The organism is Paraburkholderia sp. SEWSISQ10-3 4, from assembly GCF_030464785.1.
GTDB lineage: Bacteria > Pseudomonadota > Gammaproteobacteria > Burkholderiales > Burkholderiaceae > Paraburkholderia > Paraburkholderia aspalathi.
On sequence record NZ_JALPRI010000002.1, the window covers coordinates 435,058 to 452,174 of the forward strand.

The 17,117-nt window shown below is 59.8% G+C and carries 16 protein-coding genes; 9 read left to right on the forward strand and 7 right to left on the reverse strand.

The window, feature by feature from the left end; genetic code table 11:
- Window positions 1–14: 14 nt before the first annotated feature.
- Both M0D68_RS07710 and M0D68_RS07715 read left to right on the forward strand, forming a co-directional pair.
- Window positions 15–560 carry a type II secretion system protein gene (locus M0D68_RS07710; RefSeq protein ID WP_234487736.1) on the forward strand — a complete coding sequence of 182 codons (546 nt, stop codon included), beginning with the start codon at window positions 15–17 and terminating at the stop codon, window positions 558–560.
- A 155-nt stretch (window positions 561–715) separates the two neighbouring features.
- Window positions 716–1,396 carry an alpha/beta hydrolase gene (locus M0D68_RS07715; protein WP_266224113.1) on the forward strand — a complete coding sequence of 227 codons (681 nt, stop codon included), beginning with the start codon at window positions 716–718 and terminating at the stop codon, window positions 1,394–1,396.
- Between the two features lie 123 nt (window positions 1,397–1,519).
- Here the strand turns inward: M0D68_RS07715 and benD are convergent, their stop codons facing one another.
- The 5 genes from benD to catA all read right to left on the reverse strand — a co-directional run bounded on the left by benD (window position 1,520) and on the right by catA (window position 6,248).
- On the reverse strand, window positions 1,520–2,296 hold the full coding sequence (gene benD, locus M0D68_RS07720) for a benzoate diol dehydrogenase BenD (protein ID WP_266224114.1): 777 nt from the start codon (window positions 2,294–2,296) through the stop codon (window positions 1,520–1,522).
- Window positions 2,293–3,315, reverse strand: coding sequence for a benzoate 1,2-dioxygenase electron transfer component BenC (benC, locus tag M0D68_RS07725; RefSeq protein WP_200652003.1), 1,023 nt, complete (start codon window positions 3,313–3,315; stop codon window positions 2,293–2,295). Before benC ends, benD begins: the two co-directional genes overlap by 4 nt.
- A gap of 40 nt (window positions 3,316–3,355) precedes the next feature.
- Entirely contained in the window at window positions 3,356–3,844 is a 489-nt protein-coding gene (gene benB, locus M0D68_RS07730; RefSeq protein ID WP_200620149.1) for a benzoate 1,2-dioxygenase small subunit, read from the reverse strand.
- A complete protein-coding gene (locus tag M0D68_RS07735; protein WP_266224115.1) occupies window positions 3,841–5,199 on the reverse strand; it encodes a Rieske 2Fe-2S domain-containing protein in 1,359 nt (452 codons plus the stop codon). The genes benB and M0D68_RS07735 overlap by 4 nt, the downstream gene beginning before the upstream one ends.
- A 113-nt stretch (window positions 5,200–5,312) precedes the next feature.
- Window positions 5,313–6,248, reverse strand: coding sequence for a catechol 1,2-dioxygenase (gene catA / locus M0D68_RS07740; RefSeq protein WP_200652001.1), 936 nt, complete (start codon window positions 6,246–6,248; stop codon window positions 5,313–5,315).
- Between the two features lie 173 nt (window positions 6,249–6,421).
- Between catA and M0D68_RS07745 the strand changes: the two genes are divergently transcribed.
- The 6 genes from M0D68_RS07745 to M0D68_RS07770 all read left to right on the forward strand — a co-directional run bounded on the left by M0D68_RS07745 (window position 6,422) and on the right by M0D68_RS07770 (window position 14,475).
- The gene (locus M0D68_RS07745) at window positions 6,422–7,345 is read left to right on the forward strand and encodes a LysR family transcriptional regulator (RefSeq protein WP_266224116.1); all 924 of its coding nucleotides are present in this window, start codon (window positions 6,422–6,424) and stop codon (window positions 7,343–7,345) included.
- Window positions 7,346–7,453: 108 nt separating this feature from the next.
- Entirely contained in the window at window positions 7,454–7,681 is a 228-nt protein-coding gene (locus tag M0D68_RS07750; protein WP_054035211.1) for a hypothetical protein, read from the forward strand.
- Between the two features lie 46 nt (window positions 7,682–7,727).
- Window positions 7,728–8,768, forward strand: a complete 1,041-nt coding sequence (locus M0D68_RS07755) for a LuxR C-terminal-related transcriptional regulator (RefSeq protein ID WP_200651999.1) — start codon at window positions 7,728–7,730, stop codon at window positions 8,766–8,768.
- Between the two features lie 407 nt (window positions 8,769–9,175).
- Entirely contained in the window at window positions 9,176–10,897 is a 1,722-nt protein-coding gene (locus M0D68_RS07760; protein ID WP_266211088.1) for an adenylate/guanylate cyclase domain-containing protein, read from the forward strand.
- 51 nt (window positions 10,898–10,948) lie between these two features.
- Complete coding sequence (locus tag M0D68_RS07765) at window positions 10,949–12,187, forward strand: phosphatase PAP2 family protein (RefSeq protein ID WP_200651997.1); 1,239 nt, start codon at window positions 10,949–10,951, stop codon at window positions 12,185–12,187.
- A gap of 47 nt (window positions 12,188–12,234) precedes the next feature.
- Window positions 12,235–14,475 carry a S8 family serine peptidase gene (locus tag M0D68_RS07770; protein WP_266211087.1) on the forward strand — a complete coding sequence of 747 codons (2,241 nt, stop codon included), beginning with the start codon at window positions 12,235–12,237 and terminating at the stop codon, window positions 14,473–14,475.
- A gap of 113 nt (window positions 14,476–14,588) precedes the next feature.
- Here the strand turns inward: M0D68_RS07770 and M0D68_RS07775 are convergent, their stop codons facing one another.
- Together M0D68_RS07775 and M0D68_RS07780 are read right to left on the reverse strand one after the other, a co-directional pair.
- The gene (locus tag M0D68_RS07775; protein ID WP_093640156.1) at window positions 14,589–14,855 is read right to left on the reverse strand and encodes a DUF4148 domain-containing protein; all 267 of its coding nucleotides are present in this window, start codon (window positions 14,853–14,855) and stop codon (window positions 14,589–14,591) included.
- 275 nt (window positions 14,856–15,130) lie between these two features.
- Window positions 15,131–15,889, reverse strand: a complete 759-nt coding sequence (locus tag M0D68_RS07780) for a class II aldolase/adducin family protein (protein WP_211705517.1) — start codon at window positions 15,887–15,889, stop codon at window positions 15,131–15,133.
- Window positions 15,890–16,202: 313 nt separating this feature from the next.
- Between M0D68_RS07780 and M0D68_RS07785 the strand changes: the two genes are divergently transcribed.
- On the forward strand, window positions 16,203–17,084 hold the full coding sequence (locus M0D68_RS07785; protein ID WP_244869700.1) for a LysR family transcriptional regulator: 882 nt from the start codon (window positions 16,203–16,205) through the stop codon (window positions 17,082–17,084).
- The last annotated feature ends 33 nt before the right edge of the window (window positions 17,085–17,117 follow it).

Sequence of the window (17,117 nt, forward strand, 5' to 3'; positions counted from 1 at the left end):
AGCGTGGGCTCGTGATGCTGGCGCTATTGATCGCGCTGATGTTGATGTCGATTGCGTTGGCGGGCGCGCTGGATGTCTGGTCGCTGGAACGTCGGCGCGAGCAGGAGAAGCAACTGTTGTTCGTGGGTGACCAGTACCGGCAGGCAATCGTGCGGTATTACCGCGTTGGTCGCGTCTACCCCGCGTCGGTCGACGATCTGCTGGACGACGCGCGCTTCCCGGTTCCGATGCATCACCTGCGTCAGGCATACCCGGATCCGGTCACCGGCAAGACCGATTGGCTCTTCTTGCGGCAGGGCGATCGCTTTTATGGTGTGTATAGTAGCTCGGAGGCGCCGACGATCAAGCGCGCGGAGTTCCCGCGGCGATACGTAGACTTCGAGACCGAGCAGACTTACGGCGGGTGGAAATTCATCTACCTTGCGCCGGGGCTGCGCAGCACGCCCACCACTGCCGTTCCGGCGGCGCCCGGTCGTCCAGTGCGGACCATTGATCCACAGAATGGTGCGCTCCGCTTTCCGTCGGCAGGCTTCGGTGCAAACAGGATTGGTGGTCGTTAGCGTTGCAGGAGCAAGCCTCAGCTCTTCCACTACGGTCTCTCCTACAGGATGAGCCGTATCGACTACCAACCGAAGCGTTGGTGCCGCCCGGCGGTATCCTACTTGTATCGATCCCGATCATCTGAACGTTTTCCGAAGCCGAGGAGTTGCGAAACATGACCGAGCTATCACCAGCCATCGAAATCGAAACCGCGCCAGATCCCAGATTCGCCGTCATCCTGATGCACGGTCTCGGCGCCGACGCCAATGACTTCGTGCCGCTTGTCCCCGAATTGCGCCTCACCGGCGGACCCGCTGTGCGCTTCGTGTTTCCCAATGCACCTGAGATTGCCGTTACTGCAAACGATGGCTACGTGATGCGCGCGTGGTACGACATACGGTCGTTTCAGGACGTTAATCGACAAGTTGACGAAGCCGGTATCGAATCGTCTTGCGCGACCGTGCGGCGATTGATCGAAGTGCAGAACCAGCGCGGCATTCCGACTTCGAACATCTTTCTCGCGGGTTTTTCGCAGGGCGCGGCGATGACCTATTCAGCAGGACTGACGCACCCTGAGGCGCTTGCCGGCCTGATCGTGATGTCGGGCTATATACCGTCGCAAGGCTTTGTGGACAGCCGGTTGAGCGCCGCAAACAGCAGCACGCCGATTTTTGCCGCGCATGGTATACACGACGACGTGTTGCCAATCCGGCTAGGGGAGGCCGCGCGTGACTTTGCGATCGCGCGAGGTTGCAACGTCGCCTGGAGTGCGTATCCGATGCCGCATTCGGTGTGTGAGGAGGAGATCTCGGCGTTGCGCGTGTGGCTCGGCGGGCGCCTCACGGGCTCTCGTTGAATGCGCCGCAGCGTCTATTCGTCGAGCACAAGTATCGCGGATGGCGCCCCGGCGATGCGTACGTGTGCGCAGACGGCGGACTCGCGGGGAGTGGGCTGAAGGAATATCCTGTTCACTCACGCCTCAGCCGGTGTCACCACCCGCCACCGGCAACACCGTGCCGGTGATATAGCTCGCCTCGTCTGAAGCGAGAAACAGAATCGGCGCGGCCTGTTCGTCGATGCTGCCGTAGCGTTTAAGGAAGGTGGATTCCGTGACCTGCTTCACGGCGTCGCCCATCCAGAGCTTTTCCTGTTCGCTGTCGCCAGCGGTATTGCGAGGAACGCGTCGCGCTGGTGCGTCGGTCCCGCCCGGTGCAGTGGCGACTACACGGACGTTGTGCTCCGCGTACTCCATCGCCAGTGACTGCGTGATCGCGTTGACACCGCCCTTGGCCGCCGAATACGGTACGCGGCGGATACCGCGCGTAGCATTCGAGGAGACGTTGACGATGGTGCCGCCACCGCGCGTGAGCAGGTGCGGCAACACAGCATGGCAAGCATAAAGCGTAGGCATGAGTGAACGGCGAATTTCCGCGTCAATCTGTTCAGGTTCGAACTCAGCGAATGGACGCATGCGAATCGCGCCACCAACGCCATTGATCAGTATGTCGATGCCGCCAAACTTGCTCACTGCAAAAGCCATCGCCGATGCCGCGCCTTCATACGTCTCGAGGTCGGCAACAAAGCCTGCCGTTTCTGCGCCACTTGCTTCAGCAGCGACTTCAGAGACGAACTCCGCGCGGTCGACGAACAGCACCTTGCCACCTTCAGCGGCCGCACGCAGCGCTACGGCGCGTCCAATGCCCTGTGCCGCGCCTGTGACGACCATGACCTTGCCGGCAAATCGTTGCGTGCTCATGCGGTCCTCGGTGCTGCGTTAGGAGTGAACTTCTCGTAGTGGAAGCTGTTGGGCTTCACGCCGTTATCGTCGAAATGCTTACGCACTGCATCGACCATCGGTGGCGGCCCGCACAAATAAACGTCGACGTCACCATCATTCAAGGCCTCGGCCGGCATGTGCTGCGTCACCCAACCTTTGCGGGGATGAGTCGAATCCGTGTCGGCCACGACGGTGGCGTAGGTGAAATTCGGCAACTTCGCCACGTAGGCTTCAATGGCATCGACCTGCACCAGATCGAGGTCGCGGGTCACGCCATAAATCAGGTGGACCTTCTGCTGCGAGTCGGTACGCGCCAGCACTTCCAGCATCGACAGGAACGGAGCCAGACCCGTGCCGCCAGCGAGGAACAGCAACGGCCGCTCCACGGCGCGCAGATAGAAACTACCGAGCGGCCCGATCAGTTCCAGCTTGTTGCCAGGCTGCGCGGAATCGAGCCAGGTGCTCATCACGCCACCAGGAATTCGCTTGATCAGAAAACTGACTTTCGATTGCCCCGGCGCGGATGAGAAAGAATACGAGCGATGCTGGCCGCTGCCGGGAACATCGATGTTGACGTACTGGCCCGCCAGGAATACCGGCGCGGTTGCATCCACGTCCAGTTCGAGTACGACAGCCGCATCGTTGTGCGGCTCCACCTTCGATACCGTCGCGGCGAACCGGCTCTGTTCAGTCTTGCATGCAGTGGAAGAGGCGGGCACGGCGATCACACAATCGCTTTGCGGCACCATCTGGCAGGTGAGTACAAGGCCACTGTCTTTCTCGTCGTCGCTCAGCGCGTCTTCAATGTAATCGTCGCCAAGGTCATAGCTGCCACTTTCGGCGCGGCACTTGCAGGTGCCGCACACGCCATCGGAGCAATCCATTGGCAGGTTGATTTTCGCGCGAAAGGCGGCATCAAGCACCTTTTCGCCCGGCTTGCATGCGACGAAGCGGGTCACGCCGTCTTCGAAGTTCAGTGCAATGTTGTAAGTGGACATGTTGTCTCCTCTACTTCCAGTTCCCTCCCGGCGCTCGACATCAAACGTGGTAAATGTCGAGCACCTGGCGGATGTAATCGTTCTTCAGCACAATTTTCTTGCTGGCAATCAGCAGGGCATCGTCGACCTTTCGCAACGTAACGAACATCGTGCCGAAAAAATGATCGTTGATTCTGTAGCGGTGGCTGAGCGTGTCGAAGTTGTAGCGCACGTCCACTTCGTTGCCGCGTTCGGCCAGCACTTCCACATTGGTGACGTTGTGGCTGGTCCGCGGTTCAGGCATCGACGCACTGCTGCGTTCGGTCTTGATGCGGAACACCCGGTCTTCCAGGCCGCCACGGTCCGGGTAATACATCAGCGAGATCTGACTCTCGTGGTCATCGGTGAGCCGGTCGTCGTCGTCCCACGCGGGCATCCAGTAGGTGACGTCCTCGGCGTAGCAGGCGAGCCAATCGTCCCACTGGCGGTCGTCGAGCAGACGCGCTTCGCGGTAAAGCGTGGCGCAGATTTTGGGGTAGTCGAAGCTCATGCCACGGTCTCCTCTTGTTCTTTCTTCAGTGCATCGCGCATCACCTGCACCCAGTATTCGTGCTGGCACACAAACAGGCCTTCGTCTTCGCTGCGCTCGCCTGAGATGAGCGGCTTCATGCCCATGCTTTTCGCGTTCGCGTCGGGACCTTCGATCCACAAGGGCGCGCCGCGCGAAAGGTCGTTCCACATCGCCGTGGTGCCGGCATAGCCGGTCTGGCAGGCGCGGAACTCTTCGAGGTCATCCGCGGTGCCCATGCCCGTCACGTTGAAGAAATCCTCGTATTGGCGAATGCGGGTAGCGCGGTCGGCTGCGCTCTCACCCTTGGGGGCAAAGCAGAAGATGGTGACTTCGGTCTTGTCGACGCTCAGCGGGCGTATCACGCGAATCTGGGTGCTGAACTGGTCCATCAGGAACACGTTTGGATACAGGCACAGGTTGCGAGTCTGATTGACGATGAAATCCGCCTTTGCTTCGCCGACACGTGCCTTGATTTCCTCGCGGTATTGATAAACCGGTCGGACTTCCGGGTTCATCGTCTTGGTCCACAACAGAATGTGGCCGTGGTCAAAGCCGTACACGCCGGCTACCGACTTGCTCCAGCTATTCGCATCCACAGCCTTCGTGCCTTCGACCTTGCGGCGGTCCATCGTCGCAGCGTAGTTCCAGTGCACGGTGCTGACGTGATAGCCGTCGCAGCCGTTCTCCATCTGCATCTTCCAGTTGCCGTCGTAGATGTAGGAGGAGTTGCCTCGCAACACTTCCAGTCCGTTTGCGGCCTGGTCGACGATCTGGTCAATGATGACCTTGGTCTCGCCGAGGTAGTCCTCGAGCGGCATCGCATCCGCATTGAGACTGCCGAACAGGAAGCCGCGATAGCTCTGGAAGCGCGCGACTTTCTTCAGATCGTGCGAGCCGTTGGTGTTGAACTGCACCGGATATTCGGTGGTCTTCACGTCCTTCACTTTCAGGAGCTTGCCCGTATTGGCGAAACTCCAACCGTGGAACGGACAGGTGAAGGTGCCTTTGTTGCCGTGCTTTTTCCGGCAAAGCATGGCGCCTTTGTGCGCGCAGGCGTTAATGACCGCGTGTAGTTCGCCGTTTTTGTCGCGAGTGATCACGATCGGCTGGCGGCCAATCCAGGTGGTGTAGTAGTCGTTGTTGTCGGCAACCTGGCTTTCGTGCGCCAGGTACACCCAGTTGCTCTCGAAGATATGTTTCATCTCGAGCTCAAACAGATCGGCGTTGGTGAAAATATCGCGGCGGCAACGGAATACGCCGTTTTGCTTGTCGTCCTGAACGGCGGTATGCAGCAGTTCATCCAGTTGCGAGGCTTTGTCGATAGTTGCAGACATGAGTGCTCTCCCTACGCGTGCGCCAGGTCATGGAGCACGCGCATCGGTGTCGAAAGATTCTTGCGAAAGATTGAGCGGCAGCGGGGGTACGACGTAGCTGCCGCGTTTAGCGGTCAGGCGATAGCAGACGCACGCAGACGATGGACGGCCTGGTTATCCTTGCCCTGAACCAGCGGAGTCAACGCGATGTTGAACTCGATTTCCTTGTACGCGTCGGCCTTCATACCCGACGCAGTGCCGCCGGTCTTTTCGACGACATGCGGAATCAGATCCTCGCGGGTCGCGTAGGCGAAGTCATCCCAGATCAGCGGATCGCCTTCAATATTGATTTGCGTCGTCAGCTTGCGGTGCTTGTCGCTGGTGACGAAGAAGTGCACGTGCGCCGGGCGGTTGCCATGGCGGGCGAGCACGTTCAACAGTTGTTGGGTCGCGCCCTGCGGCGGGCAACCGTAGCCCACGGGCATGAGCGTACGGAATTCGTACTTGCCGTCGGAACCGGTGCTGACCGCTCCGCGCAGGTTGAAGTCGCTCTGCGCGCCGGTCGGGTCGAAGTGCGAATAGAAGCCTTTTGAATTTGCGTGCCAGCATTCGACCACCGCACCTGCGACGGGTTTGCCATCCGGGCCGGTCACGGTGCCGCGGATCACCAACGGGCCAGCATCCTCGTCCGGATCGATATCAATTTTCGACACGCCATCGTGCACCGGCGCACCGGCGACATACAGCGGGCCTTCGATAGTACGCGGCGTGCCACCGGTGATTTCAGCAGCCTTGTCCTCTGCATCCATGCGAATGTCGAGATACTTCTCGAGACCGAGACCTGCGGCAAGCAGGGCCGCTTCGCCGTCCTGGCCGAGCTTGTTGAAATAGTGAACGCCGGCCCAGATTTCATCGGGCGTCATGTCAAGGTCGTCGATGGCCTTGAACAGATCGCCCAACAGGCGATGGACAATTTGCTGGGCGCGAGCACTGCCGTCCCGGCTACCGACGTTAGCAGCAGCCTTTAACAGGTCCTGCGCTTCCTTCGTATCGAACACTTTGACGCTCATGTCTGCTCCGGAATCTCTATTTTCTTTGGGGTAAACCCTTGTTTTAGCGACCCCTCGGATATGCTTGAAAGGTATAATGGGCGCTGAAACAGAGTGTGAATGCAGAATAGTGGACGCCGGAAGGCCTCGTCCAACACTGATTTAGTATTGGTCTATATCTACAAGGTATTGAAATGGAGCTGCGCCATCTTCGCTATTTCGTCGCCGTAGCCGAGGAACGTAATTTCACGCGCGCGGCGCAGCGGCTGAACATGGCCCAACCGCCTCTGAGCCGTCAGATACAGCAACTTGAAGAGATTCTCGAGGTGCAGTTATTCCAGCGCGACTCGCGCCCGTTGAAGCTCACGGAGACGGGCAAGTTTTTCTATGCTCATGCCGTCCAGTTGCTGGCTCAGACCTCCGAACTCGAATCAATGACGCGGCGCGTGGGCAACATCGAGCGCAGCCTCTCGGTCGGTTTTGTGGGTTCGACGTTGTACGGCATGCTGCCAAAAATCATCCGGCGCTTTCGCGACGAGAACACGACCGTCGAACTCAGCCTCCACGAGATGTCGACAATGGACCAGATTCGCGCGCTGAAAGACGGTCAGATCGATGTCGGGTTCGGCCGTATCCGGCATGAGGACACCAACATCCGCCGGGTGATTCTTCGCGAGGAGAAGATGATTGTCGCCTTCCCGGAGGGCCATGCACTCTCATTGGGCAAACCCGTCCTCGGGCTCAGCGACCTGGTCAACGAGACCCTGATTATTTTCCCCAAGGCGCCGCGGCCCAGTTATGCAGACCAGGTACTATCGGCATTCGCAGACCGTGGTCTCAAGCCTCGTCGCATATATGAAGTACGGGAGTTGCAGATTGCGCTGGGCCTCGTCGCAGCGGGGGAAGGCATTTCCGTCGTTCCGAGTAGCGTGTATGGCCTGAAGCGAGACGACGTGAGTTACAAGGAACTGGACGACCCCACGCTGGTGTCCCCAATCATCATGAGCACGCGAATGCTCGACGAGTCGCGCGACCTTCGGGAACTGCTTGAACTCATCTACCGGTTGTACGAGGAGGAGCGGGTACCTTACGCGCCCCGTAACGATGCCGGGCGGTGATACTCGCTGACTGCCCGACGCCATCAGTAGGAAACTCCCAGGTAGCCTGAAACGATTGACCGGCGTGTACTAGAGTGTACTTACGACGCCTTCAACGGAGGTTCTGCCGTGGATACTCATTCGATTCTGGGCATGATTCACGCCGAAGAGGCTTTACTGGTCTCCATCGTACGGTCGTTACCTCCGGACATCAGACGCGCGGTCGCCAACGATTTTCATGAGCAGGTTGAACTCGCCGGGACTTCGCACCTGAATCCGACAACCGATCGGGAAGCGAGCGACGCGTTCAAGGCACACATGAAGAGGTTGTCGATCATGCTTGCCTCGCTGTCGTGAAGAGACGTCGATCAGTCCGAGGCGCCATGTGTGGCGTGCACGGCTCATGCTGATCCTTTTCATTGCGCCCGCAGGTCTGTTTCGCGATGGCGTCGCGCGTCTGCTTGGTGAGGTGGCGGACGGCGCCGAAGTGAAATGCGCCGACTACACATTGAACCCTTTCGACCACGGGCAAACGGTCGACGTACTCGTGCTCGACGGTGACTATCTGCCGGAAGCGCTTACTACCGCAAGCGCTTCTCGCCACGGTGCACCTAATCTGCCCGTGCTTGCACTGCTGACCTCGGTCGATCCTCAGACCGTCGAGCAATTCATCTCGGCAGGCGTGGCAGGTCACCTGGGTAAATCGGAGTCCACCAATGCACTGATCAGTGCGCTGCGCCTCCTCGCTGCCGGCGGGCGGCATCTGCCATCGGACATTCGCTTATCGGCGTCCACCGCGGACACCGCCGGTACCGCTTCCACCGACGCGCTGCCAAAGTCCGCCGGCGCGGCCGAACCCAATTCCGACTTTCTGACCCCTCGCCAACTGCAAGTGCTGGCGCTCGCGGCGCGCGGCGATTCGAACAAGTCGATCGCGCGGCAGTTGAACATTACGGAAGGGACCGTAAAAGTGCACTTATATACGGTGTACAAAGCACTCAAGGTTGGCAGTCGCGGGCAGGCGAGCGTTGCCGCGGCGCGCTTGCAGAAGGTCGGCGATGTGCAGCTTCACCACGCGCTGGACGGCCAGCTTTCAATCAGTCGACTGCTGGCTTATACGGCGCCCACCCGTTTTCAATCTGGCCACGTTCTCTTTCACAAAGATGACCGAAGCGATGCGCTTTACTACATGGTGCGCGGAACAGTCATGCTCGAGGAGATCGGCATCGAGGTGGGGCAGGGCACGATACTGGGCGAAATCGGGCTCTTCTCTCCGGACCATCGGCGCACGTGCACGGCCCGTTGCAAAAGCGAATGCGAATTACTGGTGGTCTCGGCGACCGACGCGATGCGACTTTATTACCAAGATCCGGATTTCGCCACCTTTCTGATTCACTTGATTACCCGCCGATTGGAGGCCGATAAGCTGCGCACGAAGCGTTAATCGCGACGCTCGAACGCTTATTGCAGACACGGCAATTCAACGTGCTTCAACTTTGTCCGATATCGACTGACATAAAGCGGACCGCGGGCAAAAAAAGCCATTTTCCCGATGTTTTTTTGACCTATAACACATACAAATCGCCAGTCTGCTGAAGACATCGGCCGCGCGTCCGCGTCGCCCCGTCAGGCGGCGAGATTCACCATTTCGAGCATTTCGGCTCAACGCTGAAAGGTTGCGCTTGCGTGGGCGCGGCTCTTCCGACGTGACATTTGAAAGAATGCGCTGGGACAGTGAAGTCCTTTGCGTATAGGACCGTGCACGCCCACAAAATGGCTTGAATAAACGTCATGGCAGATTTCCCCCATTTACCGGATGGCCTGGTTTGTGTCGTTCGCTCCGTGCTGTTTATGGATCTCGTTGAATCCTGCAGGCTGATGCAGGATAACGAGGTCGAAGCAGCGCGGCGCTGGCGCGCGTTCAAGGCGCGGATCGAGAATGAATTGGTGCCTGCGCATGCCGGCCGCCTGATCAGAACCGAGGGCGACGGACTCATGGTCACGTTCGTGCGCCTGCAGGATGGACTCGCCGCGACCTTTGCGATCCAGCGCGCGTCGCGCGAGGCCAACGCAGGCGAGCCGGCGAGCACGCACATGCTCTTGCGGATGGGCTTGCACGTCACGGAGTTGTACGAAGACGAGCGTGATGTGTACGGCCGCGGCGTCAATCTGGCTGCGCGCCTCTACACGCTGGCGGGACCGGGAGAGATCGTGGTGTCCGCGCAGGTACGGGACCAGCTGACGTCCGAACTGGATGCGGAAATCGACGACCTCGGCGAATGCCATCTGAAGCATTTCGAGCATCCGGTGCGTGCCTATCGGATCGGCCCGCCTGGGCCACGTCCGCTGATCGAGCGTGGCGCTGGTTTTTTGCCGGAGCTGCGGCCCACCATTGCGGTGATTCCTTTCATCTTGCGTGGCGGCGGCGTCGAACAGCGGATGCTCGGCGAAGTGCTCGCTGACGAAATCATTTCCTCCTTGTCTCGCACGGCCGAGCTTCAGGTGATCTCGCGTTTGTCCACGACCGCGTTTCGCGAGCGCGGCGCGTCGCTCGACGAAATCAGCGGGTTTCTCGGCGCGCGTTACGTGCTGTCGGGCGCATATCGCATGTCGGGCGATCAGTTCGTGCTCGTCGCCGAACTCGCCGAGGCCAAATCGCGTCACATCTTGTGGACCGAGAGCATCAGAGGCCGCACGTCCGAGATCATGCTCGGCGAAGACGAACTGATCGGCCGGGTGGTCGGCGGGGTCAGCAATGCGATCATCAATCGCGAACTGCATCGGGCACGATCGCAGGCGTTGCCCACGCTCGAAATCTCGACACTGCTGATGAGCGCTATCGTGCTGATGCATCGCGGCGTAGCGGACGACTTCAATCGCGCGCGAGACATGCTGGACGCGGTGATCGAGCGCGCGCGCAGACAGGCATTGCCGCATGCCTGGCTCGCCAAGTGGCATGTCCTGCGCTTCAATCGCGGCTGGACTGACGACCGCCGCGGTGAAGCGCATATAGCGCTCGAATGCACGCGACAGGCGCTGGACGCCGATCCTGAGTGTTCGCTCGCGTTGACTATCGACGGATTCGTGTACACGAATCTGCTCAAGCAACTCGACGTCGCGCAGCAGCGCTACGCGCTCGCGCTCTCGGTCAATCCCAACGATTCGCTTGCATGGCTGCTCAAAGGCACGCTGCACGCATTCGAAGGCGAGGGCGAGGAGGCGGTCGACGCAACCGAGCGTGCCCTCCGCCTTTCGCCGCTCGATCCCTTGCGCTATTTCTACGAATCGCTCGGAGCCACGGCAGCGCTATCCGCAGGCCGCTACGAACGCGCGGTGGAACTGGCGCAACGGTCCCTGCGGGTGAACCGTACCAACACGTCCACGTTACGCGCGCTGGCGATCGCGCAGTCGCTGCTCGGCAACGTCGAGGCGGCGCGTCTGACGGTCGGCGAAGTGCTGGCCATCGATCCGACGCTGACGGTGCAACGTTATCTCGAACGCTCGCCTAGCGGCGCATACAAGACCGGCAAGATCTGGTCGGAGGCACTTCGTCAGGCGGGATTGCCTGGTTAGATAAAAGAAGCAATGAATGCGGTGCTGGATCCCTGAGAGTGGAGACATATCGTGAGCGGACTTGGCGGTGCGGGCGGGGCAGGCGGTGCGGGTGGTGCTGGTGGGGCGGGCGGCGCTGGCATTCCGCCCGGCGGTGGCGGCGCGGGCGGTGTCTATGATGCGGGCGGCGGTAGTTCGGGCGACCCGCGGCTTCTCGCGGAAGCGCTGATCGGACACCGCGACGGGATCGTGGGCAGTTGGCGGACTCCGGAACTGGTGACGCTCAACTTCGACAATCAGAAACTGCAGGATCTCCCTACCGCGCCTGCGCTCGACGATCCCGCTCAACTGTGGCGCTGGGAGCCCTGGGTCCGCGCGACGGTGCTCGATTTCGAACTGCTGAGCAGTTTGCGCTTTTCGTTTCCAAACCCTGCTACCGCCACGCTGTCTCACCGGGCAATCGCACAAGGCGGCGCGGACGTGGATATCGTCTCCTTGAGCCGCCCGGACGTGGCCGTTTTCACGAAACAACTCGACTGGCTGGACTTCTATTCGGACCTGCGCGAGGACCGCGCCGCGGAGATACTGTGTCAGATGGGTCCGCAAGTGGCGTTCTGGAGCACTCTCATCTTTCTGCACCCGAGCCGCACGCCGAAGACGCTCGAACTGCTCGATACCGCTGTGCGATTCGCGATCTTCGCGGAAATTCGTTTCAAGCATGCGATCGCGGCACAAAGGCCGATCGAGTATTCGACCCAGGTCCAGCCGATGATCCAGACGCCAGGGCATGGCTCGCTACCAAGCGGCCATTCGACCCAGGCGTTCATTATCGCGGTAGTGCTGTGCGCATTGTTCAATGAGGGGCCTGGCTCCGTATTCCAACAGCAGGTGATGAGGCAGGCGTACCGCGTCGCGGTGAATCGCACGGTAGCGGGTGTGCATTTTCCGATCGACAGCATTGCGGGGCACGTGCTCGGTACTTCACTCGGGGAATACTTTGTTGCGCGGTGTAAGCGAAAGCTTGGCGGCAACGGCATGATTACTCCGCGCTATTTCAAGGGCAACAGCATCAACGCCAATGGTCCGCGCGGCAACCCGGACTTCGACTATCACGAGCCGCTGAGCAACACCGATGTCGCCACCTACATCCTGAACAATTCGGGCATGACCGCGCCACAGGTGCGAGCCTATTTCTCGTTCATCGACTGGGACTCTACGCAAACGGCCGTGGATGGATCCGCCATTCTGTCGTGGCTATGGAACCAGGCGGCGAGCGAGTGGACGGGCAAGAGTCTCCAGAACACGCGTTAGCCGTAAGCTGTCGATGCGTGCGGAAAAGGTGGCATACGAGGTGGCATATGAGCTGGCAATCTTTGGCGGGTGGCGGCGCGTGGAGCGGTCTCAACTGGATCGGACGGGCTGCTAACAGCACTCGTGCCGACCCCTATCTGGCGTGGGCGGACACAACGGCGTTTGCTCACCTCGGAGGGCAACCCACGTGGGTGCGCGTCATCCTCGAACTGGAAGCGCACTGGCCAGGAGCGGCCGCTACGCCCCTTACCGCGCAGACGTTTGCGGAGAGTTTGGAAAACGGAAACGCCGCGTGGAAGACGTGGATTCAGGTATCGACCGTCTATCTCTTTCCGCCGCATGACCTGGAAGCGTCGCGCTTCCTGACTGCGATCGTGACAGAGCGGTTCTTCAAAGAAATCGATCGTGCCATGAAGGGTGTCGTAAAGCGCTTCGAACTCGGAATGCCGATCGCTCCTGGCGACGCGGCGCCGTCTTTGGCTCCTGGTTCCAAAGCGCCCTTGCCGGGAAAGGCGCCCGTCTTCGTTCCCATCGCTCAACGAGGCGCAGCGTCCACTGCCGCGGCTGACCAGCCGCACGCCGTGTTCATGGGTGTCATGGACGATGGCCTGGCGTTCGCTCACGAACGCTTTCGTACCGTCGGCGATGATCCGTCGACTCGCATCGAATACTTCTGGAATCAGGATGACGCGGCGGCAGGACCGCTCAATGTGCACTATGGGCGTGAGCTAGACAGCGACCGGATTAACGGCTTGCTTAAACAGTGCGCGTGCAACGGACTCGTCGATGAAGACGCCGTGTATCGACTCAACGGTTACGTCGGTGCGCGCAAACGCTGGGCACACGGCACGGAGGTCATGGATCTCGCGTGCGGCGTGAGGCCCAACAAGATCGAGGCCGCCGCGTTGACCCTTGAAGGGGAGCGGACGGGAACGGTTCAACCGCCGCGTATCCTATGCGTCCAGTTCAAGACGGCAGGGCGAACGATTCGCGACACCTCCGGGCTCTGGTTCGCCGTTCACGCGCTCGACGCGATCCGCTACCTCCTGCGTCGCGCCGACGATCTTGCCGACGGCGCAGAGTACTCGGTTGTACTCAACCTGAGCTATGGCTATATGGCGGGTCCGCACGACGGCAGTTCGATCATTGAATGCGCGATGGACGAACTGATCGGTCTGCATCGCGATCTATCCATCGTCATACCCGCGGGAAACAGCAACATGCTGCGCTGTCACGCGGAACTCCTGGTTAAAAAAGGAACGTCGAGCCCGCTTACGTGGCGTGTCCTGCCCGATTGCGCCACGCCTGGCTTTCTTGAGATATGGTTGCCGAAGCATGTCGACGTATCCAAGCTGACCGTTCAGATCACACCTCCGGGGGGAGACACAAGCCCCGCGTTTCCCGTCGAGAATCTCTACACGTGGCAACCGGGGCGCAATGTGCTGTGCACGGTGGTCTATCTGGACTGCGTCGCGACGGGGGACTGCAAGATGATCCTGATTGCACTCGCCCCTACGACGATGAATCAGTCTCAGCGCGATCCGGCGCCGGCGGGCAACTGGACCGTGACGTTGACGAACGGGTCGAGTGACGATCTGGAGATTCATGCGTGGGTGCAGCGTAATGAAACGGCCTACGGCTATCCATTGCGAGGGCGCCAGTCGCGCTTCGAGGATCCGGCATACAAGCGGTTTGTTTTTGGAGCCCACGTGCGGGACTTCGACCAAGGCGATCCGCCGACGTGGATCAAGCGTGGCGGCACGTTGAGTTCCATTGCGACCGGCGAGCACACCGTCGTGGTCGGTGCCTATCGCAGGACTGATGGACGCGCGGCGACTTACTCATCGACCGGACCTTCTCTTCTGGCGACGCAGCGATTGGGTCCGGATGCGGCGGCGGTCAGCGAAGACTCCGTCGCATGCGCAGGTGTGCTGGCTGCGAGTACGCGCAGCGGCTGCCTCGTTGCGTTGAGTGGAACCAGCGCCGCGGCGCCGCAGGTGGCACGCTTGCTGGCGAGGCAAAAAATCATCGAGCACGCGAATGGATTGCAGCCCAATACGTTCACGCCTCAGCCTTCCGCTCGCGTGTGGATTGAAACCGAGGCGAATTCCCTCGATCCGGATCAGGTCGCGTCGGTTCCTCACCTGCTAGGCTCATGTGTCGGCACGTTGAACCCACCGCCGGTAGCGATCGGTCAACACGCCTATGTGCCGCGTCTGCCTGCGATTCGGGCGGGCTCCGGCAGGTTGCCTTCGCCGCGCTGGAAGAAAAGAGGTATCAAGCTGTAGCGAAGCCATAGCGCGCCGAGGACCGGGTCTTGTTCACCCGGTCCTCGTCGTGCGTTACCTGCGTCATGTGCATCACGTGCGTCCGCTGCAGGCATTCGGAGCGGACAGGAAGATCATTGACCTCCCTTGAAAAGCTCCTGGAGCCTTGCGGCTTCTCCGTTCCGCTGCGAGCGCACGAGGTCCTGATAGACATCGGCGCGGGTTTTGCCCTGCTGAGTCGCGGCGCCGCCCGACATCGAGTTGGTCGACATGTCTGGCCCTTGCGAACTGTTCATGATTTCGGTCGCCGTCGGCGGCTGTTGCGCGGTGGTGTCCTGCGCGTTTGCCTGCCATGAGCACGCGCAGAGCACGCCGCTGACCAGTAAAAGTGCTGTCTTCATTTTGACTCTCCTTTAGAAGTGGCGGCGCCTGCACCCACTGCGCCGAACCGAAGCGCCGATGTGCGCCGTGTCCAGGGAGAAAGCGGGTCGCTCCGTGGAACGGAGTGAGTGCGATCGGGCGAGGTTGCAGAGACGCTTAGGCTGATTGCAGTATGCGTGTCGGGTATGGGCCCGGCTATATGGCATTGGTGATAGACGAGGAGGGGCGCGGGGCGGGCACGCAGTGTTCTGGCGCCGGTCTGAAAGCGCAGTTGTGTGCGTCCATCAAAAGACGCTTAGTCCTGAAGAAGGCGTAAGGCGGCGTCCCACGCGAGATCGATCACGCCGTCAGCGCAATCCATCTCGAACTGTCTCGCAGTGCGCTCACATACTTCGACGCCAGGCATGATCAGGCGCGTGCCACCAGACATCGCCTGAATTTGTGCCTGGCACGCGCGCTCGAGCATATAGATCTCGTGAAATGCTTCCGCAGCCGAAGTGCCGCCGGCAAGCAGCCCGTGATTGGACAGAATCATTGCCTTATGCGGTCCCAGATCCGCGATCAGACGTGCACGCTCATCGAGATCGAGCGCGATTCCTTCATAGTCGTGATAGCCGATCCGATTGAAAAATTTCAACGCGTGTTGGCTGATCGGCATCAGACCGTCTGTTTGCGCCGACACAGCGATCCCGGCAGCCGTATGCGTATGGATCACGAAGGTAAGGTCTTCGCGAGCCATGTGAATTGCCGAGTGAATCGTGAATCCAGCGGCGTTGACCCGGAAATGCCCGGGCATCGAATGAGCACGCTTATCAATCACGTTTCCGTCACAATCTATCTTGACGAGGTCTGATGCGGTCACTTCATGGAAAAGCACGCCATACCGGTTGATCAGAAAGGTCGGGGTGGCGCCCGGTAACCGTGCGGTAACGTGCGTGTCGATCAGATCCGTCATCCGGAAATGCGCGAGCAGGCGGTAGAGCGATGCCAGTTCTTCGCGCAGTCGGCTCTCTTCGGTGTCAAGGATTGCTACTGATGTGTTGGGGTTGGCCATATGAGTCTGTATCGAAGTTAAGTGAATGCGGACAGAATCCAGCGGACTATGGCGCCACCTGGAACGCGAAACGTCGCGTAGCATCCGGGTGGTGGTCAGAACGTGGTTGCACTCGCGGATATCACCTATAGCAAGCGGACATCAACGGATTCATCATGCCGCCTGACCGAACGGGAACAAATCGGTAGCGGCAAAAATTTGGTTCAAGATTTTCTGAAGTATTGCCTGCTTCGAAATTTGCGGGTATTCATGCAGGTGGTGGCAATGCCCGGAAAACTGTCTGTCTTTCATAGTGGAGTTTGCGTTGAGCACAGTGATACCCGAAGCACGCCTGCTGCGAATTTTCACTTGCGTAGTACGCCATCAAGGCTTTGCTAGCGCTCAGCAGGAGTTGAACCTCTCCACTTCGGCAATCAGCACCTACATGAGCCAACTGGAAGCACTGGTAGGCGTGGTGCTTTGCCATCGAGGCCGGGGCGGTTTCAGCCTCACGCAAAAGGGAGCGGAATTTCACGAAGAGGCGATGCGGCTACTCGGTGAAGTGGAGGGATTCGAGCGCTATGCCGCCGGACTTAAAGGAGAGTTACGCGGCAGTCTCAAGCTTGGTGTGCTCGACGCACTAGTAACCGATCAGTCGCTACCACTGGCCAGCGCGATCGGTATATTCACGCATGAGTATCCGGCCGTTCACCTCTACCTGCACTTGCAAAGTCCATACGAATTGCAGTTGAGTCTGTTAGGCAATCGGCTGGACATGGCGGTTGGCGCCTTCCAGTTGAGAATGAATGGATTGCTGTATCAATCTCTCTATCGGGAGCAGCATTGGCTCTATTGCGGCGACAGTCATCCGCTATTCGGCGCGCATCGCGTTTCGGAAGCGGAACTGGCTCAGCAGAGGATGGTCGGCCGGGCTTACTGGAATCAGGCCGAGCACGCACGCCATGGTCTCAAGGCGACAGAGGCAACCGTGGATAGCATGGAAGGCCAATTGATACTCATCCTGTCGGGTGCGTACATAGGCTTTCTGCCAGAACATTTCGCCCAGCCGTGGGTCGACCAGGGACGATTGCGCGTGTTGTCGCCCGCAAGCTTTGGCTTTCACGCCCCCTTTTCACTGGTCGTACGGCGTGGACGTTCGAAGGAGCCACTGGTCCAGAAGTTTCGTGACATCCTGAAGCGACAACTCGGGAGTTGATGCGCCCCTCCTAACGCAGTAACGAACGTGGAT

What these genes read in the sequence shown, in the direction of transcription:
- M0D68_RS07735 (WP_266224115.1), bottom strand. Translation starts at nt 5,199, where the DNA reads ATGTCTGCAACTATCGACAAAGCCTCGCAACTGGATGAACTGCTGCAT.
- benB (WP_200620149.1), bottom strand. Translation starts at nt 3,844, where the DNA reads ATGAGCTTCGACTACCCCAAAATCTGCGCCACGCTTTACCGCGAAGCG.
- M0D68_RS07770 (WP_266211087.1), top strand. Translation starts at nt 12,235, where the DNA reads ATGAGCTGGCAATCTTTGGCGGGTGGCGGCGCGTGGAGCGGTCTCAAC.
- M0D68_RS07710 (WP_234487736.1), top strand. Translation starts at nt 15, where the DNA reads ATGCTGGCGCTATTGATCGCGCTGATGTTGATGTCGATTGCGTTGGCG.
- catA (WP_200652001.1), bottom strand. Translation starts at nt 6,248, where the DNA reads ATGAGCGTCAAAGTGTTCGATACGAAGGAAGCGCAGGACCTGTTAAAG.
- benD (WP_266224114.1), bottom strand. Translation starts at nt 2,296, where the DNA reads ATGAGCACGCAACGATTTGCCGGCAAGGTCATGGTCGTCACAGGCGCG.
- M0D68_RS07775 (WP_093640156.1), bottom strand. Translation starts at nt 14,855, where the DNA reads ATGAAGACAGCACTTTTACTGGTCAGCGGCGTGCTCTGCGCGTGCTCA.
- M0D68_RS07755 (WP_200651999.1), top strand. Translation starts at nt 7,728, where the DNA reads ATGCTGATCCTTTTCATTGCGCCCGCAGGTCTGTTTCGCGATGGCGTC.
- M0D68_RS07760 (WP_266211088.1), top strand. Translation starts at nt 9,176, where the DNA reads ATGGATCTCGTTGAATCCTGCAGGCTGATGCAGGATAACGAGGTCGAA.
- M0D68_RS07715 (WP_266224113.1), top strand. Translation starts at nt 716, where the DNA reads ATGACCGAGCTATCACCAGCCATCGAAATCGAAACCGCGCCAGATCCC.
- M0D68_RS07780 (WP_211705517.1), bottom strand. Translation starts at nt 15,889, where the DNA reads ATGGCCAACCCCAACACATCAGTAGCAATCCTTGACACCGAAGAGAGC.
- benC (WP_200652003.1), bottom strand. Translation starts at nt 3,315, where the DNA reads ATGTCCACTTACAACATTGCACTGAACTTCGAAGACGGCGTGACCCGC.
- M0D68_RS07745 (WP_266224116.1), top strand. Translation starts at nt 6,422, where the DNA reads ATGGAGCTGCGCCATCTTCGCTATTTCGTCGCCGTAGCCGAGGAACGT.